Source organism: Gordonia insulae (genome assembly GCF_003855095.1).
Taxonomy (GTDB): Bacteria; Actinomycetota; Actinomycetes; order Mycobacteriales; family Mycobacteriaceae; genus Gordonia; species Gordonia insulae.
The window spans coordinates 2,898,660-2,915,911 of the sequence record NZ_CP033972.1 but is presented as its reverse complement, the minus strand read 5'-3'; the positions used below and the strand labels follow the sequence as shown (position 1 = coordinate 2,915,911).

Here is a 17,252-nt window from a genome sequence, read left to right as displayed (position 1 = left end):
GTTCCATGTCGCCCACCGGAGTCGTCCCCGCGGCACTGCAGGTGGGATCTCTTCCCGCGGCCTCGGTGCTCCAGGCCATCCGGGTCAACGGCCCGGTGACCCGCGACCATCTCTCGACCGCGACCACGTTGTCACCCGCGACCATCAACCGTCAGGTCACCGCGCTCTCCCGGCTCGGACTCGTCGTCGAACGTCCCGACCTCGTCGATCCCGGTGGTATCGGCCGGCCGAAGAACCCCTTGACCCTCGACCGCGACAAGCTGTGCGTCGCCGGCATGCACATCGGCGCGCGAAGGACGTTGCTCGCCATCGCCGACCTCGGCGGCCGGACGCTCTACAGCCACGCCGTCCGGACGCCCCGTGATTCGGCGGAGGTCGGCGACCTCTGCATCCAATTGCGGGAACTGGCAGCACGTTTCAGTGGACGGAGGCTGTTGTGGGCGGGTGTCGCGTCCGGCGGGATCGTCGACGCGGCCACCGGCATCATCGATCACCCGGTCCTCGGGTGGCAGCGGGTCCCGGTGGGGAAGATGGTGGCCGCAGAACTCGGCGTGCCCGTCTCGGTGTGCGAGCACGTGCAGGCGATGGCGGCGGCCGAACTGCTGCTGACCTATCCGCGGGAGTTCGACGGCACCGGCCTGTTCTTCTATGCACGCGAGACCGTCGGTATGGCGATGTCGATCGACGGCAAGGTGCACATGCCGTTACGGGGAGCCGGTTCCATCGCGCACCTCCCCGTTGTCGCGCCGGAACTCGCGCCCGGCGGCCGTGCCCGGCTACAGGAGGTGATCGGGAGTTCGGCGGCGCGCCGCGCCGCGCAACGGCTGGGGGTCGCGGAGAACGCCTCGGTGATCGCCGACGAGCGTGCCGAGGTCCTCGGTGCGACGGTCGCCCTGCTGCGCGATGTGATCAACCCGGACGCGGTCGTGGTGGCCGGCGACGCGTTCGCCGCACATCCCGACGGACTCGCACCGGTGCAGGCCGCCTTCGACGCCGCGACCAACAATCGGCGCCCGCTCGAGATCGCGCCGTCCCGCTTCGGTATTCGGGTCCAGGAGAGTGCGGCGGTGGTCGTCGCACTCAGCGTGATCTACACCGATCCGGTCGGGGCCACGGCGGCGGACTGACGCCGCAGGTGCTGCCCGACGCGAACACCGTGGCCGGATGACCTACCGTGGTGGCATGACCACAGCCCCGCGTCACGTCTCTGCCGCCCTCGAGGTGTATGTCTCCGCCGCCACCGAACTGGAGATGCAGGTCACCGTCGCGAAGCTCCCCGGCCTCTCCATGACCGAGGAACTGAAGGTCACCGTGGACGACAAACCGGCCGAACTCGAGGAGATCGTCGGTGAGCACGGCAGCCGCATCCATCGTCTGAACGTGGAGTCCGGTCTCGTCGTGATCGACTACTCGGCGATCGTCACCACCCCCGCCGACCCGATCCCGGTGAGCACCACCGACCGCTCGACCTACCTGCGCCCCAGTCGATATGCGGAGTGCGACAAGTTCTTCGGCTTCGCCGCGGGCCAGTTCGACACCAGCCTCCCACCGGGTGAGCTGCTCAACCAGGTCACCGACTACGTCGAGGACCGGCTGAGCTACATCCCGGGTGCCAGCGATCCGATCGACGGCGCCGCCGACACCCTGCTCGCCGGCGCGGGGGTGTGCCGCGACTACGCACACCTCGTCGTCGCACTGCTGCGCGCGCTCAACATCCCGGCCCGACTGGTCGCCGTCTACGCGCCCGGCTGTGACCCGATGGACTTCCATGCCGTGGCCGAGGCGATCATCGACGACGAGTGGGTCGCCGTGGACGCCACCCGACTCGCCCCGCGGCAGAGCCTGGTGCGGATCTCCACCGGGCGCGACGCGGCCGACACCGCGTTCCTCGACAACCATCGCGGCACCATCAACCTGAACTACTACAAGGTCATGGCCACCGTCGACGGTGATCTCCCGACCGACACCGGCAGGGACCGCATCAGCATAGGCTGAGGCCATGCACGCACTCACGTGCCCGATCTGCAACGCATTGTCGGGCTTCGTCAATCAGCAGTGCCCGGAATGCGGCACGACAGTCGGGGTGCACCTACCGTCGCGCTCGCTCGTCGTGGCCCCCGAGGAGGGCATCGACGTCGAGGGCAGCCGCTGGGTCCGGTGCGCGAACTGGGACGACACCGGGTGCAACTGGATGACCCTCGCGGAGGTCGACGACGATTCGATCGGTCTCCGGGGCAGGTGTTTTCCGGGCTCACTGGTTCGCCGGCACCCGGACACCGACGACACGATCGCGATCGAGAAGCTGAACTCGACGACGCGCGACCTGCGGATGCTGATCTATCAGGTCGCCGACCTCGGGCTGCCCGTCGAGCCGTTCTGGCGATCCGAGGGCGGACTGGCCTTCGACCTCCTGTCGAGCCAGACCACCGGTCGGCAGGTGATGATCGGACATGCCAACGGTGTGATCACCATCGACCTCGCCGAATCACTGGATGCCTACCGCGAGCGACTCCGAGTCGATCTGGGGGAGGCCTACCGGACGATGCTGGGGCACTTCCGTCACGAGGTCGGCCACTACTACGAGCATGTCCTGGTCGAAACCGGTTATGGCGCAACGAAATATCTCGACAAGGCCCGAGAGATCTTCGGCGATGAGCGGACCAGCTACGCCGATGCGATCGACCGCCACTACAAGTTCGGTCCGCCTCGGAACTGGCGGGACTCCTACATCTCCGAGTACGCCACCATGCACCCGTGGGAGGACTTCGCCGAGTGTTTCGCCCACTATCTACACATCACCGGAACCATCGACACCGCGCGTGAATCCGGTCTGATGCTCGAGAGCGATCAGGTCCGGTTCACCATGGACCGCGACATCGTGCCGTTGGACTCCTACGCCGACGAGCCCATCGAGCGGCTGCTCTACGACTGGAAGTGGTTGTCCACCATGTTCAACCGGGTCAACGCGGCGATGGGGCGCCGGCCGCTCTACCCGTTCGACATCCCGCAGCCGGTGGTTCGCAAACTCGGTTTCGTGCACCGTGTCGTCCGCGAGTCCGCCAAGCGGGTGGACGCGCCCGATCCGCTGGTCGACACCCGCACCGTGTCCGCGGGTCGAGTGGCGCGAACGGACTGACCGCGTATCGAGACCGCTTCCGGTAGCCCGGACGATCTCGATCGCGGATCGACTCAGGCGTTGTCCGCCAACCACTCCCGACGGCGGGCGGTGACGAACTCGAGCACGGTGGCGACGTCGTCGGTGTCCTCGATGCGATAGGCGGCGGTGGTGTCACCCGTGCCGACCTTGATGCTCACGTCGCCGGTCTCCGTGTGCAGGTGGGCGAACGCCTTCTCGTCGGTGACGTCGTCGCCGAGGTAGATCACCGCGTCGGCGCCGAACCGATCGCGCAGGACGTCGAGGGCGAGTCCCTTGCTGGTCTCGATGACGGCGAGTTCGACGACCGCCTTGCCCTCGGTCACCTCCACGCCGGGCCAGGTCGCCGGGCCCGAGCGTGCACGCTGCAACGCGGTCTCCGCATCGTCGGGCGCGGCGTTGCGTACATGCAGGACGGCGCTCGCCGGTTTGGTCTCCACTCGCGTGCCCGGGTGTTCGGCTGCGATGGTGCGCAGTTCGTCGGTGATCCGACCGAGCAGCTCGCGGTGCTCGTTCGTGATCTCGACGGCGAATCCGGTGTCGAACTCACTGCCGTGGCTGCCCACCAGCGTCACCGGCACCCGCAGTCCGGACAACTCGGCGAGTACGGCCAGCTCACGTCCCGACACGACCGCGACAGCGGTGTCGGCCAGCGCACCCGCCGCTTCGATGGCGGCGACCGATGCCGGGTTGGGAACAGCGTCCTCCGGCCGGGACACCAGCGGCGAGATGCACCCGTCATAGTCCGACGACAGCAACAGCCGGGGCACTCGTGCGGCGGCCAGCAGCGCCTCGCGCAGCTCGGTCGGAATTCCGGTGGCGCTCATGCGTCCCGATCGGCGGACACGTCACCGCCGTCGACGAGGTGGACACCGCGGTTGGCGTCGGATGCGGTCTCCGACACCGATGCGAGGGTCCCCAGGAAGCTCTCCGCCCACTTGGCCACATCGTGCGTGAGAACCTGCCTGCGCAGTGCGCGCATGCGCCGTCGTCCCTCGTGCGGGGTCTGCTCGATCGCGGCGACGATGGCATCTTTCACGCCGTCGAGGTCGTAGGGGTTCGCCTGGTAGGCGGTGCGCAATTCGGCTGCGGCGCCGGTGAATTCACTGAGCACCAGCGATCCGCCGAGGTCGCTGCGGCAGGCCACGTACTCCTTGGCGACCAGGTTCATGCCGTCCCGGAGCGGGGTCACGAGCATGACGTCGGCGGCCACGAAGAAGGCGATCAGATCTTCGCGGGGGACCGCACGATGCACGTACTGCACGATCGGTTGTCCGACACTGCTGTACGCGCCGTTGATGTTGCCGACGAGCTGCTCGATCCCCGAGCGCATCTTGACGTAACTGTCCACACGTTCACGGCTCGGTGTCGCCAGCTGGATCATCACCGTCTCTTCGGGATCGATGCGCTTCTCCGCCAAGAGCTCCGACAACGCCTTGAGCCGCACGTCGATGCCCTTGGTGTAGTCGAGGCGGTCGACGCCGAGCAGGATGGTCTTCGGGTTGCCGAGTTCCTCGCGGATCTCGGCGGCGCGCCTGCGGATCTCCTTGGAGCGGGATTTCTGGTCGAGCTCACCGGAGTCGATCGAGATGGGGAAGGCGCCGACGCGGACGGTGCGGAAGCCGACCTGCACCACGCCGAACCTGGACCGCACGCCGACGGTTCCCTTACTGGTGGCCTGACCGGCCAGCCGACGGGCGAGGAAGAGGAAGTTCTGTGCCCCACCGGGTAGATGGAATCCGATGAGGTCGGCGCCGAGGAGGCCCTCGACGATCTCGGTCCGCCACGGGTTCTGCATGAACAGCTCGACGGGCGGGAACGGGATGTGCAGGAAGAACCCGATCTTGAGGTCGGGCCGCAGCATCCGGAGCATCTTCGGGACGAGCTGCAACTGGTAGTCCTGCACCCAGACGATCGCGCCGTGCGCCGCCGCCTTGGCGGTCGCCTCGGCGAATCGGCGGTTCACCTCGACATAGGTGTTCCACCACTCGCGGTGGTATTCGGGCTTGACGATGACGTCGTGATAGAGCGGCCACAGAGTGGCGTTGGAGAAGCCCTCGTAGTACTCGGCGATCTCCCGGGTCGAGAGCGGCACCGCATGGATGTCGACACCCTCGATGTCCGGGTTGTCGACCGAGTCGGCGATGCCCGACCAGCCGACCCAGGCGCCGGTCTGTGACCGGAGGATGGGTTCGAGGGCGGTGACCAGGCCACCAGGACTGCGTTTCCATCGGACGGTGCCGTCGGGCAGCACCTCCTTGTCGACCGGAAGTCTGTTCGCGACGACGACGAACTGCGCGTCACCGACATGCTGTTCGGCGGCAGTCCCGCCGTTGGAAACGTGCCCGGACTCCGCCATGCGTGTCAGGCGTTCTCGCCCGGTGCGATCCCCAGCATGGAAAGGAGCATCCGGCATTCGTCGGCGTCGGTCGCGTACGCGGCGACGACGCGGCGCGCCGAGATGGCGGTCTCGTCGGCTACCGGCTCCAACTCGTCGTCGGGGATGTCGGTGGTCTTCGCAGGCATTCGAGTCCTTCTGCTTCACATCGGTCTGCCATCGGCGGTGGCCGACGACAGCGCGCGTGCACGCTTGTGGCGCACGCGACACCCCATTCTACCTGCTCGGCCCGGTGAGCCCGCGGGCGGAATTGCGGGGCACGTCCTAACGCCGGCGGTATCCCTGGAGACGGTTGCGGCGCAGCATCGACATCCAGGCGGGTCGGACGGGGAGCTGAGGCCGGCGCAACGAGCGGGCGATGAACTCACCGAGCGTGACGCCGGCGGCCAGCGAACAGCTGATCGCCAGGGCACTGGCGACCCACGTGAAGCCGTCGAGGGTCTGGTCGCCGAGGATGCCGTAGAGCCCGCGGTAGATCGCGAGACCGGGCAACAGGGGAGTGATGCCGGCGACCGCGACGACCAGCGGCGGGGTCAGCGCGCGGCGGGCGAGGAGACCACCGACCAGGCCGACCGAGGCAGCCGCCACACCGTTGGCGATGACGTCGCCGACCGTGGTGAAGCTCGCCGCCGCGACGATGGTCGCGCCGATCAGGCCGCCCAGGAATGCCACCGGCAGCGCCCGGCGCTCGGCGTAGCTGGCCAGCGCATAGGCAAGCGCCGCGACGGCGCCGGCGAAGATGCGGGGGGCGATGTCGACGGCACCGAAACTCGTCGTCGTGTCGATGGTCGGCAGGTAGATGCCGACGGTTCCCTCCAGCAGTCGGATGGCGACACCGACACCGGCGATGATCCCGCCGGTCATCAGCAACACCTCGAAGAATCGCGCGACCCCGGTGATCGGGGCGCCGGTGATGGCGTCCTGCACCGAGCCCACCAACGACAGTCCGGACAGCAGCACGACGATGCCGGCGGCGATGACCTGGGACGGCTGGATGGAGATGCCGAGTTCTTCGGACAGCCCGTAGGTCACCGCGGCGGGGACCACCGCGATGAAGCCGCCGATGGTCTGCTGGAAGAAGACCGGTGTGCCGATGCGGTTGAGGCGGCGGTTGATGGTCACGATCGCCACGGTGGTGAGGAACGCGAGCACCGCCACCAGGATCCGACCACCGAGCAGCACCGAGATACCCGAGGCCATCAGCCCCCATGCGCAGGTCGCCACCCAGTGCGGGTAGGGGTGCGGTGCGGTGATGATCTCGTCGACCATCCGGTGGGCCGTCGACGGGGTGAGCGCCATGTCGCGGATGCGCCGCACCAGGCGGTCGATCTGGGCCAGCCGGGTGAAGTCCATCGACCGGTAGTAGACCTGCTCCATCGTGGTGATCGGCGGGAGCGTCGCACCGCGGCGGGCACTGACCTGGATCGTGTTGTAGGTGACGTCGACGTCGACGTCCTCGAGACCGTAGACGCCACAGACGAAGATGATCTGTTGCTGCGTGTCGATGGCCGCGGTCCCCGAGTCGAGGAGCACCGCACCGATCTTGGTCGCGAGATCGAGGACCTCGGTCATCGCCGCGACATCGAACCGGTCGATCGGCTTGCGCGGCGACACCATGATGCTGCCGGGCTCGATGGTGTCGATCGTCGCGTGACTGTCACCGATCAGCCGGACGGGGTTCAAGAACCCCAATGCACGGCCGATATACTCGCGCACGCAGGCCTCCTTAGCTCAGTGGTAGAGCACTCGCCTTGTAAGCGAGCGGTCGTCAGTTCAATCCTGACAGGGGGCTCCACGAACGGTCCTCGACGCTGAGCCGTGAAAGGAACGGTCCCGGGGCGCACCCGTGTTCCGGGTTGTGAGCAGTCTCATTCGCGGCAGTCTGCCGACGCAGATCACTTCGGACCGGACCCACGCTCAGATCACACATCGGAAGCCGAGATGCGACGTCGCGGAGTCGTCGGACTGCGCCGACCGTGCGGCCGGCCGATACCGTCGGCAATACTCCGGCGCGCAGATGTGCGAGCCACCCTTGGTGACGCGCATGACCCGTGGGGACGTCGTCGGGGCCAGCAGATCCGGCCGACCGTCCGCCTCGACGGCGGGGGTGCCGGGCACGACATGTCGCGGCACGTAGACATCGACACAACGCTCCCAGACGTTGCCGATCATGTCGACCAGGCCGAAACCGTTGGGCGGGTAGGTGCCGACAGGCGAGGTGGAACCCCAGCCCTGGTTGTCGTAGGGGAACCGGCCCTTCCAGGTGTTCGCCATGTCCAGACCGTCGGGCCGGAGTTCGTCACCCCACGCGAAGTCGAGGCCCGCGGCCCCGCCGCGCGCCGCGTACTCCCATTCCGCTTCCGTCGGCAGGCGCCGTCGCGCCCAGTCCGCGTAGGCCGCGGCATCCCGATATGCGATGTGCACGACGGGATGGTCGGCGCGCTCGTCGACGGGCACGCCCCCGCCGGGATCGCGCCACGACGCACCGGGCTGCCAGCGCCACCACTGCTGCCAGTCACGTAGGTCGACCGGGCCATCTGTCGGGGTGAACACCAGTGAGCCGGGCACCAACTCGGCAGGGTCGGCGCGGGGGAAGTCGGCGGGGTCGATGGACTCCTCGGCGACGGTCACGTACCCGGTGTCCTCGACGAACGCCGCGAACTGCGCGGTGGTGACCGGATGCCGCTCGACGGCGAACGGTTCGACGGCACGCCGGTGGGCGGGTCGCTCCTCCGGATAGTGGCGATCCGAACCCATCGTGAACGATCCCCCGGGCAGCGAGATCAGGTCGGTCAGCATCACCCCTCGACCGTAGTGGCACAGCCGTAGTGGCCGCGCGACGCGACGCGAACCGCCACCATGGACGCATGCCGACTGATGAGCTTGTCGTCTCCACCGGTCACGGGCCCGTTCGCGGGAGAACCGGATCGGGCGTCGATGTCTGGAAGGGCATCCGATTCGCCGCCCCGCCGGTCGGCGATCTCCGGTGGCGGCGGGCCCGGCCACCCGAGGCACACACCGACGTCGTCGACGCCGTCGAGTTCGGCCCGGTGTGCCCGCAGGAGCGCAACCCGGCGATCGCGCTGGGCGACGATGTCGTGATGGACGAGGACTGCTTGTTCCTCAACATCTGGCGGCCGTCCGCCGGTACCGGACACCGGCCGCTGCCGGTGATGGTGTGGCTGCACGGCGGCGCCTATGTCTTCGGGTGCGGGAGTCAGCCGCTCTACGACGGGACCGATCTCGCCGTCGACGGTGGCGTCGTGGTGGTCACGCTCAACTACCGGATCGGTGCGCTCGGCTTCGCCGACCTGACCTCTCTCAACGACCCGGACGAGCCGCGTTTCGAGTCGAATGCCGCGCTCAGCGACATCCTGCTGGCGCTGAACTGGGTGCGCGACAACATCGCCGGGTTCGGCGGCGATGCCGACAACGTGACCGTGTTCGGCGAGTCGGCGGGTGCGGGCCTGGTCACCACGCTGCTCACGATGCCCGTCGCCGACGGACTGTTCCACCGGGCGATCGCGGAGAGTTCACCCGCAACGTCGATGTACGACCACGAACGCTCGGCCCGGGTCGCCGAGAAGTTCCTGGTGGCGGCCGGTGTCGAGCCGGGTGATCGGGCGGGCCCCGACGGCCTCGACGTCGACCGCATCACCGCGGCGACGATGACGACGTTCGCCGATGTCCCGGCCGACAACCCGGGGACCATCGCGTTCGCGCCGGTGATCGACGGCGATCTGGTACCGCGCCATCCGATGGACGTCTTCCGGGCGGGCGAATCGCTGTCGGTGCCGCTGCTCATCGGGACCAACAAGGACGAGGCGGCACTGTTCAAGTGGATGAAGTCGCCGCTGATGCCGATCGCGCCGACCGACATCGAGCGCATGTTCGCCGCGATGATGGCCGAGTATCCCGACGTCACGTTGCCGGCCCGCGCGCAGATCACCTCCGCGTACTCCGGCATGCGGCCCAAGGTCGCGGGGCTGGGTGTGGCCCGCGACATCGCGTTCCGGATGCCGACGCTGTGGTTGGCCGAATCGCACAGCCGCCACGCGCCGGTCTACCTCTACCGGTTCGACTGGGCGACGCGGATGCTGCGGGCGCTGCGGGTGGGTGCCACCCACGCCACCGAACTCCCCTACGTATGGGGAAACCTGGTGGCCGGGCCGCGCGACATCACCTTCAAGCTCGGTGGGCGCAAGACCGGTGAGGAGATCTCCGCACGCATGCAGAGCCGTTGGACCTCGTTCGCCCATGTCGGGGATCCGGCCGGAGATCCGGGACTCGCCTGGCCGGCCTTCGACGAACGGGGCCGGGCGACGCTGGTCATCGACGCCGACGATCGAGTCGTCGACGACCTCGACGGTGACATCCGCCGCGCCTGGGGTGACGAGGTGCTCAGCTTTCGTTAGGCCGTGTCCGGTGACCGGAGACGATCGCCACTGTCGAACGCGTAGTGTCCGTTGGCAATTGTCGCTTCTGGATAACAAATTGTGAGCTGACCCATGTCCAGGGGTCCACCGGGAGCCGACCGCCTACATTGGGACACTGCAGTCATTCATCACGACTCTCGCGCCGTGGTGCCGGGGGAAAGCCGGTCGAGGATGGACCGGGGAATCAAGGAGACAAGCATGCGCAAATCGGGACGCACTGTGACTCGCCGGGTGATCGGTGCAGGCATCGCCGGAGCAGCGATGGCGGGCGGACTCGCCCTGGCGGCCGCGCCGGCGAATGCGGAGCCGCTGCCCAAGGTCGAGCCGACGGTCGAGAACGCCGCGCCGACGCTCGACAACATCAAGCTCGCGATCGACCGGGCGACCGTCAGCCATCCGGAGCTCGCTCCGGCCGGCGAGATCGCGCTCTCCCTGCTGCCCAAGTACTGACCGTCAGCAGAGCTCCACATCGGGAACCCGCCGGGCCTCAGGTCCGGCGGGTTCCTCGTCTCTCCGACGGGAACCGCGCTCAGACACACTCGTCCGGGATGTCGGTGTGCGGCAGGAACATCGTGCGCTGGGGATCGGTCAGTGGCGCGGTGGACCCGCAGACCCACCGTTGTGCGGTGCGGATGTCGGTGGTCTGGAGATGAAGGCTCCCGGTCACGTCGCCGGCGGTGATGATGGTGTCGTCGGTCGACATGTGATCCGGCAGCTGCCACGTCGTGGTGCTGTCGGTGGTGGCGATCAGCGGGACGATGGACTGCCCGTCGGCGAGTCGCCCGTCGTCGGTGAGCGTGTAGGTGGTCAGGTGATGCGTGGACGTGCCGACGACGAGTCGCGACGGCGTGAGCGACAGGGTCGAGGCGTGTAGGTCCGGCTCCCGATAGAGGAGTTCGGCGCGATGGTCGCGGACGTCCCAGGTGGTCAGATCCCGGGCGGCCAGGACCAGGGTGTGACCGTCGCGGCTGAACAGTGCGCGGGCGGCCGGGGTGGTGTCCGAGATGATCATGCTCGGCGGCGGCGACGGCGATGCCGCGCTCGCGGCGCCGTCGATGTCGTAGAGGTAGGTGCGTTTGTCGTCGGAGGACACCGCGAGACGGCGACCGTCCGGGCTGAAGACGACACTGCGGATGAGGTCACCGGGCCCGGTCAGCGGCGCACCGACGGGCGTCGGATGGCGTGGGTCCGCGGTGTTCCACAGCTGCACCGACGTGTCGGTGGCACCGGTGGCCAGCAGGTCGGCGTGCGGGGCGTAGGCGATGGCGTTCGTGTAGCGCGTCGACACCCCCAGCTCCGCGGTCGGCGTCGGACCGTCGTGGTTCGTGATGTCCCACAGCTGGATTCGACCGCCGTTGTTGTTCGCGGTGGCCGCCTGCGTGCCGTTCGCATTCACACTCACCGACGGGTGGTCGTTCACCCGGCGCTCGATCGGAGTCCGCGCGTGCCGCGTCCAGCCGACAGGGCCGTCGGCCCAGATGTTGAGCGTCGTGTCGGTCCCGACGGTGGCGAGGATCGTGCCGTCGGTGTTGTCGGCGAGTCCGGTGACGGTGCCGCCGCGATCGGGGATGACGCCGGACGGTAGGTGCCAGAGGTCGAAGCCGCCATCCGACCGCCCCACCAGGAGCGTGGAGCCGTCGGGACTGAACGCCGTCGAGAACGTGCGGACCGATCCTTGTTCGGGTGCCCCTTGGGCCGACGACGACGGGAGACTCCACTGGGTGACCGGGGCCGACGGGTCGACCGTGTTCCACACCGTCACCGCGCCGTCGGCGCGTGCGGACGCCACCTGGTCGCCGCGCGGGTCGAAGGTGATCGACCATGAGCCGGCGGTGGTGTTGGGCAGTGCGGTGGCCACTGGGAAGGCACGCGCCGGGTCGGCGACGTCCCAGAGTTGGGCGTTCGGACTGTCACCGGTCACCGCGAGGGTCCGACTGTCCGGGCTGAACGCGACGGCGTGGGTGATGCTGGGAAAACCTCGCAGCGGCGGGCCGGCCGGTACCGGGACGTCGCCGACGCGGGTGTCGAACAGGTGCACCACCCGGTCGTCCCCGCCGCTGGCCAGGAGACGCCCGTCGGGGCTGTAGGCCACGGTGCGCGCCGCCCCGTCGTGCGCGGCGAGCACCGCGGTCTCCCGTAGCGCACCGTCGTCGGAGACGGCGAACACGGTGATCGACCCGTCGTCGGACGACGCGGCGAGATGGCGTCCGTCCGGCGCGAACCGGACCATGTAGACGGTCCCGTGTCCGGGGCTGACCGATGTCCGGAGAACCGGGCGGTCCGGCGTGGTGATGTCCCAGACCTTCACCGTGCCGTCGCCGCTACCGGTCGCCAGGAACGGTCGCGTCGGGTGAAACGCGGTGGACGTCAGATAGTTCCGATATCCGGTGAGTGTCGCCACCGATCGGTAGGAGCCGCCGTCGGTGCGCTGCCAGAGTCGTGCCGTGCGGTCGCCGCTCGCCGACGCGAACCGGTCACCGGTGGCGTCGAAGGTCACGTCGTAGACCGGCCCGGTGTGCCCGACCAGTGGCTGCGACAGCGGACTCGTCGCCGCACCGAGGATCCTCTGGGTCACCGTCGGGTCGTCCGGGTACAGGCTGTGTGCCACCAGGAGGAGGCGGGCGGCCAGCGACGGGTTGGTCTGTTGCAGGCTGTCGATGTGTGACAGCAGGGCCGATCGTTCCGCGCTGTTGCGCTGCAGGGTGAGGTCGTGGGCCTGCCGGAAACCGATGGCGGCGGTGATCGTGGAGACCACCGCCAGCACCACGACGAGAGAGATCGAGCAGATCCGCACGACCCGCCGACGTCGCTGCTGGACGACGGCGGCATCGAGGAACGCCTCGCTGTCCGCGGACAGCAGGTGCTGATAGTTGCGGCGCAACGCGGCCCGGTGCTGGCGTGCGGTGTCCAACCGCGAACCGGTGTAGAGGAATGACCGGCTGCGTGCGGTGTCGACCCAGGCCGTGGTGTCGACGTCGAGCTGCTGACGCCACAGGTGGATTCCGGAGTCGGCCGCAATCCATTCCGCGAGCCGCGGCCACGAGGTGAGCACGACGTCGTGGACGAGCATCACCGAATCCGACGCCACGATGAGCAGCCGTGCCTGCGCGAAGATGTCGATCACGGCCGAGATCCGGGACGGGAACCGGTCCGCGATCGTGTCCATGTGCAGCGGGACCCGCAGCGCGTACCCGCCCGGTCCCACGTGGACGAGTGCGAGCAGCAAGGCTCTCGCGAGGTTGCGGTCGGACGGATCTACCGTCGACCACGCGGTCTCCGCGGTGTCGGCGACCGCGCGGGCGATGCCGCCGGCGGCGCGATAGCCGGAGATGGTCATCCGGTTCCCCGAACGTCGGGACCAGGTCGCGGCGAGGACGTGGGCCAGCAACGGCAGACGGCCGGCCCGGTCGCCGACGGTGGACGCGGCGTGCAGGTCGCCGATCATCACGTCGGGCAGGCCCGATTCGATCCGGCCACCGGCCAGCCGTACCGGGCCGTTGATGACATCGCGCAGCTGCGCGCCGGACATCTCCGACACGATCACGCATCGCGACTGCCAGGCCTGGGCCAGGATCGGGAACTCGACACACTGGCCGAAGAAGTCGGCGCGGACCCCCAGCACGACGACGGTGTCGGCGGCCAACTCCTCGATGGCGCGGATGCTCTCGACGACCAGGTCGTCGGAGAGCGCGAACACGTCCTCGAACTGGTCGAGCACGACGACGGCCGGTGCCTCGTCGGATCGCGGGGAGTCCACGTGCGTGTCGTCATCGACGCGCACCCCACTCGGTGTGATCGTGGCCCGCACCGGGGTCGCGAGGCGAAGGTCGCGGGCGAGGCCTGCGCCGAGCAGCGACGACTTCCCGGACCCGGACACGCCCGCCACGATGACCAGCCGCGGGCCACGCGCCGCGCAGGCAGCGCCGAGGATCGTGTCGACGAGTGTCGCGACCAGATCGTCACGGCCGAAGAACAGGGCGCTGTCGGCCGCGGTCAGGGTGGCCAGACCGGCGTACGGGCGAGCGACCGCCGGCGACGCCGGCCGCTCGGACTCCGTGTCGCCGGCGTCCGTCAGACGCTGATCCCAGAGCTCCCGCCACGCAGGGATGGACAGCACGTCGGGTTCCGCGGCCGCGACGGCGCGGGCCGTGAGCCACACCAGCAGCGGTTCGACCACCGTGAAATCGCGGGGCAGATGACGGCCGTTGCGCCAGTCGCTGATCCGCTGGGCCGACACCGTCGACCGCGATGCTGCCGCACGCAGCGTCGGGCGCCCGGCCTGCACGAACAGCCGGGCCAATGCATCACCGAAGTCCACTCACCATCACCGAAATTCCCCGACCGACAAATGTCGCCCAATGATGGCTCACCCGCCTCGCCACCGCCATCGCGCGTGAGCACAAACACGTCGGCGAGCGGGCTGTTGCGGCCCAGAGCGGTGGTCACCGGCACTCCGGATGCTGTCGGGTGTCCGGTCCGGAATGTTCGATCCGGCCCTGATCAGCGCATTCGGGTCGGCGAGGCGTCGTCGACTGGATGATTGCGTCGGCACGGAGTGAACTGGTCCCAGCGCGTCCGACCGCCATCGAACGCGCTGCTGCAGCCGGTGGACGACGCGCTTGGCGCTACGGACGCCACTCGGTCGGGGGTGCGTGTCGTCCAACGGCTGCAGCGATCAGCCTTCGCGGCCGAGGACCTGTCCTGTCGGCCCGCCGACGATCTGTCCTGTCGGCCCGCCGACGTAGGATCAGGCGCATGTCGCGTGTTCGTCTGAACGGATCGGCCGCTCTGCACGACGGGGGATTCGCGTACAGCGCGACCGTCGCGCCCGGGCCGCTGCTCTTCACCGCCGGGATCAGTCCCCTCGATGCCGACGGCGTGGTGGAGGCGCCGGGAGATGTCGTCGCGCAGACCCGCAAATGCCTGCAGAACCTGTCCGTCGTACTCGCGGAGCAAGGCGCGTCGATGGCTGACATCGCCAAGCTGACCATCTACGTCGCGGAACGACTTCAGGTCGACCTGTCGGTCGCCTGGGATGCCGTCGTCGCCGAGTTCGGCAGCGAGATCCCGCCGGCGATGATGCTCGGAGTCACCGTGCTGCCCTACGACGAGCAGGTCGTCGAGATCGAGGCGATCGCCGCACCGGGGCGAGGGTAGCGACCGGAATGTGCCTGTCCGCATGACCGCGCGCCCCGCTATCGCCGACGACCAGCGCCGCGCCCGCCTGGTCCGGCGGCATCGACTCGGCGTCGGCGCCCACGCGACGTCGGTGACGGAACTCGCCGACTCGCTCGTCGGCTTCCACGCGACCACCCCGTCGACCGTCTACCTCTCCGCGTGGGCGCGCATCGCCGGGTTCACCCCCGAGGCGATGGACGACGCGCTCTATCGCGAGCGCACTCTGGTGAAGCAACTCGCCATGCGTCGCACCCTGTTCGTGTTCACCCGCCCGACCCTGGGTGATGCGATCGGCGCGGTCGGCCCCCGGGTCGCCGCTTCAGAGCGCACCAACATGGTGCGGGACCTGCGGCGCAGTCCCGGCTTCGACGACCCGGACGTCTGGATCGACACGGCCCGCGCGGCGGTCCGTGACGATCTCGCCGACGGCGGGCTGCGCACCTCGACACAGCTGCGCGAGCGTCTCCCGGACCTCGACGGTTACGTCGTGAACGGCGTCGGTACGAAATGGGAGGCGCGGGCGCCGATGGGGCCGCGGGTACTGAACATGATGAGCGCTGCCGGCGAGATCGTGCGCGGACCGAACACTGCCCGGCGCCGGGAGCGCAGCGAGCGGGTCGAGTGGTCGTCACAGTGGCATGTGTCGAGGCCTGCGTGGTCGTCGATGTCGCGGTGGCTCGGTGAGGAGTTGCCTGCCGAGACGATCGAGGACGGGCACCGGGCGATGGTCCGGCGGTGGCTGCGCTCGTTCGGGCCGGGCACCGAGACCGACATCGTGTGGTGGCTCGGCTCGACCAAGCGTGCCGTTCGGGCCGCACTGGCCGGGCTCGACGTCGTCGAGGTCGACCTCGACGACGGAAACATCGGCTATGTGCTGGCCGACGACGTCCCCGACGATCGGCCCGACGCGAATCCGACCGACGACGTCGAGCCGCGGGCCTTCCTGCTGCCCGAACTCGACCCGACGACGATGGGCTGGAAGCAGCGCGACTTCTATCTGGGACCGCATCGCGAGCACGTCTTCGACAGCAACGGCAACGGCGGCCAGACCGCATGGTGGGACGGCCGCATCGTCGGCGGCTGGCGGCAATCCAAGGAGGACGGCCGCATCGAGGTGCATCCGTTGGAGAAGCTGCCGCGGGCCGCGACCCGCGCGCTTGCCGAGGAGGCCGAGCGGCTCGCTCAGTGGCTCGGCGACGTCCGGCCATCTCCGGGGTATCCGGCCCCCTTCATGCGCCGCTGACCGCCGACGGCGACGCCGTTCTCTCCGGCAGCGACCATCGCCGCAGGTCGGCATTCACAGAAACCTCCCAGCAATGCCCCAGTTTCGTGGCAGCCTGGTGGGAGAGAGTGATGGCATGAGCGAATCCGTGAAGGGGCAGGGCGCCGGTCAGGGCGCAAAGGTACTCGTCGTCGACGACGAGGAGAACATCCGCGAACTCCTGTCGGTTTCGCTCAAATTCCAGGGCTACGAGGTGTCGACCGCGGAGAACGGCCCGGCCGCGATCGACCGCTGCCGCACCTTCAAACCCGACGTCCTGGTCCTCGACGTGATGATGCCCGGCATGGACGGTTTCGGTCTGCTGCGTCGCCTACGGGCCGACGGCGTCGCAGCCCCGGCGTTGTTCCTGTCCGCACGCGACTCCGTCGAGGACAAGATCAACGGTCTCACCATCGGCGGCGACGACTACGTCACCAAGCCGTTCTCCCTCGAAGAGGTCGTCGCACGTCTCCAGGTGTTGCTGCGGCGCAGCGGGTTCGACGAGCAGGCCAAGGAATCGTCGCGGATCACCTTTGCCGACATCGAGCTCGACGACGAGACCCACGAGGTGTGGAAGGCGGGTGAGCTCGTGCAACTGTCGCCGACCGAGTTCACTCTCCTGCGCTACTTCATGGTCAACGCCGGCACCGTGCTGTCCAAACCCCGCATCCTCGACCACGTGTGGAACTACGACTTCGGCGGAGAGGTCAATGTGGTCGAGTCGTATGTGTCGTACCTGCGCCGAAAACTCGACACCGGCGACACCCGGCTGATCCACACCCTGCGCGGTGTCGGCTATGTGATGCGTGAGCCTCGCCGGTGACG

The 17,252-nt window shown here is 68.7% G+C and carries 14 protein-coding genes and 1 tRNA gene; 9 read left to right on the top strand and 6 right to left on the bottom strand.

The genetic code is table 11. The features are described from left to right. Positions 1–5 precede the first annotated feature (5 nt). From D7316_RS13300 to D7316_RS13290, 3 genes are read left to right on the top strand one after another with little or no spacing between them, the layout of a single operon-like run. A complete protein-coding gene (locus D7316_RS13300; RefSeq protein WP_124708667.1) occupies positions 6–1,127 on the top strand; it encodes an ROK family transcriptional regulator in 1,122 nt (373 codons plus the stop codon). A gap of 55 nt (positions 1,128–1,182) precedes the next feature. After that, a complete protein-coding gene (locus D7316_RS13295) occupies positions 1,183–1,995 on the top strand; it encodes a transglutaminase-like domain-containing protein (RefSeq protein WP_124708666.1) in 813 nt (270 codons plus the stop codon). A 4-nt stretch (positions 1,996–1,999) separates the two neighbouring features. Continuing rightward, positions 2,000–3,136, top strand: a complete 1,137-nt coding sequence (locus D7316_RS13290; RefSeq protein WP_124708665.1) for a zinc-binding metallopeptidase family protein — start codon at positions 2,000–2,002, stop codon at positions 3,134–3,136. A gap of 53 nt (positions 3,137–3,189) precedes the next feature. Here the strand turns inward: D7316_RS13290 and otsB are convergent, their stop codons facing one another. From otsB to D7316_RS13275, 4 genes are all read right to left on the bottom strand, one after another. Continuing rightward, the gene (gene otsB / locus D7316_RS13285) at positions 3,190–3,981 is read right to left on the bottom strand and encodes a trehalose-phosphatase (protein ID WP_124708664.1); all 792 of its coding nucleotides are present in this window, start codon (positions 3,979–3,981) and stop codon (positions 3,190–3,192) included. Continuing rightward, entirely contained in the window at positions 3,978–5,513 is a 1,536-nt protein-coding gene (locus D7316_RS13280; protein WP_124708663.1) for an alpha,alpha-trehalose-phosphate synthase (UDP-forming), read from the bottom strand. Before D7316_RS13280 ends, otsB begins: the two co-directional genes overlap by 4 nt. A gap of 5 nt (positions 5,514–5,518) precedes the next feature. Further along, complete coding sequence (locus tag D7316_RS27135; RefSeq protein WP_164473785.1) at positions 5,519–5,680, bottom strand: hypothetical protein; 162 nt, start codon at positions 5,678–5,680, stop codon at positions 5,519–5,521. Positions 5,681–5,816: 136 nt separating this feature from the next. Beyond that, complete coding sequence (locus D7316_RS13275; protein ID WP_124708662.1) at positions 5,817–7,268, bottom strand: threonine/serine exporter family protein; 1,452 nt, start codon at positions 7,266–7,268, stop codon at positions 5,817–5,819. Between the two features lie 4 nt (positions 7,269–7,272). On the opposite strand from D7316_RS13275, the gene D7316_RS13270 reads away from it, so the two are divergent. Next, positions 7,273–7,347: transfer RNA gene (locus D7316_RS13270), tRNA-Thr, on the top strand. 122 nt (positions 7,348–7,469) lie between these two features. Here the strand turns inward: D7316_RS13270 and D7316_RS13265 are convergent. After that, on the bottom strand, positions 7,470–8,351 hold the full coding sequence (locus D7316_RS13265; RefSeq protein ID WP_124711319.1) for a formylglycine-generating enzyme family protein: 882 nt from the start codon (positions 8,349–8,351) through the stop codon (positions 7,470–7,472). 68 nt (positions 8,352–8,419) lie between these two features. Here D7316_RS13265 and D7316_RS13260 point away from each other — a divergent pair, with 68 nt between their 5' ends. Continuing rightward, a complete protein-coding gene (locus D7316_RS13260; RefSeq protein WP_124708661.1) occupies positions 8,420–9,967 on the top strand; it encodes a carboxylesterase/lipase family protein in 1,548 nt (515 codons plus the stop codon). Positions 9,968–10,186: 219 nt separating this feature from the next. Next, the gene (locus D7316_RS13255) at positions 10,187–10,438 is read left to right on the top strand and encodes a hypothetical protein (RefSeq protein WP_124708660.1); all 252 of its coding nucleotides are present in this window, start codon (positions 10,187–10,189) and stop codon (positions 10,436–10,438) included. A 79-nt stretch (positions 10,439–10,517) separates the two neighbouring features. Here the strand turns inward: D7316_RS13255 and D7316_RS13250 are convergent, their stop codons facing one another. After that, positions 10,518–14,306: an NACHT and WD repeat domain-containing protein gene (locus tag D7316_RS13250; RefSeq protein WP_124708659.1), complete on the bottom strand. Its 3,789-nt coding sequence runs from the start codon at positions 14,304–14,306 to the stop codon at positions 10,518–10,520. Between the two features lie 437 nt (positions 14,307–14,743). Between D7316_RS13250 and D7316_RS13245 the strand changes: the two genes are divergently transcribed. From D7316_RS13245 to D7316_RS13235, 3 genes are all read left to right on the top strand, one after another. Then, complete coding sequence (locus tag D7316_RS13245) at positions 14,744–15,145, top strand: RidA family protein (RefSeq protein WP_124708658.1); 402 nt, start codon at positions 14,744–14,746, stop codon at positions 15,143–15,145. 22 nt (positions 15,146–15,167) lie between these two features. Beyond that, complete coding sequence (locus D7316_RS13240) at positions 15,168–16,409, top strand: winged helix DNA-binding domain-containing protein (RefSeq protein WP_124708657.1); 1,242 nt, start codon at positions 15,168–15,170, stop codon at positions 16,407–16,409. Positions 16,410–16,524: 115 nt separating this feature from the next. Further along, a complete protein-coding gene (locus D7316_RS13235; protein WP_124708656.1) occupies positions 16,525–17,250 on the top strand; it encodes a response regulator transcription factor in 726 nt (241 codons plus the stop codon). Positions 17,251–17,252 lie beyond the last annotated feature (2 nt).

What these genes read in the sequence shown, in the direction of transcription:
- D7316_RS27135 (WP_164473785.1), bottom strand. Translation starts at nt 5,680, where the DNA reads ATGCCTGCGAAGACCACCGACATCCCCGACGACGAGTTGGAGCCGGTA.
- D7316_RS13265 (WP_124711319.1), bottom strand. Translation starts at nt 8,351, where the DNA reads ATGCTGACCGACCTGATCTCGCTGCCCGGGGGATCGTTCACGATGGGT.
- D7316_RS13255 (WP_124708660.1), top strand. Translation starts at nt 10,187, where the DNA reads ATGCGCAAATCGGGACGCACTGTGACTCGCCGGGTGATCGGTGCAGGC.
- D7316_RS13300 (WP_124708667.1), top strand. Translation starts at nt 6, where the DNA reads ATGTCGCCCACCGGAGTCGTCCCCGCGGCACTGCAGGTGGGATCTCTT.
- D7316_RS13235 (WP_124708656.1), top strand. Translation starts at nt 16,525, where the DNA reads ATGAGCGAATCCGTGAAGGGGCAGGGCGCCGGTCAGGGCGCAAAGGTA.
- otsB (WP_124708664.1), bottom strand. Translation starts at nt 3,981, where the DNA reads ATGAGCGCCACCGGAATTCCGACCGAGCTGCGCGAGGCGCTGCTGGCC.
- D7316_RS13245 (WP_124708658.1), top strand. Translation starts at nt 14,744, where the DNA reads ATGTCGCGTGTTCGTCTGAACGGATCGGCCGCTCTGCACGACGGGGGA.
- D7316_RS13240 (WP_124708657.1), top strand. Translation starts at nt 15,168, where the DNA reads ATGACCGCGCGCCCCGCTATCGCCGACGACCAGCGCCGCGCCCGCCTG.
- D7316_RS13295 (WP_124708666.1), top strand. Translation starts at nt 1,183, where the DNA reads ATGACCACAGCCCCGCGTCACGTCTCTGCCGCCCTCGAGGTGTATGTC.
- D7316_RS13280 (WP_124708663.1), bottom strand. Translation starts at nt 5,513, where the DNA reads ATGGCGGAGTCCGGGCACGTTTCCAACGGCGGGACTGCCGCCGAACAG.
- D7316_RS13290 (WP_124708665.1), top strand. Translation starts at nt 2,000, where the DNA reads ATGCACGCACTCACGTGCCCGATCTGCAACGCATTGTCGGGCTTCGTC.
- D7316_RS13260 (WP_124708661.1), top strand. Translation starts at nt 8,420, where the DNA reads ATGCCGACTGATGAGCTTGTCGTCTCCACCGGTCACGGGCCCGTTCGC.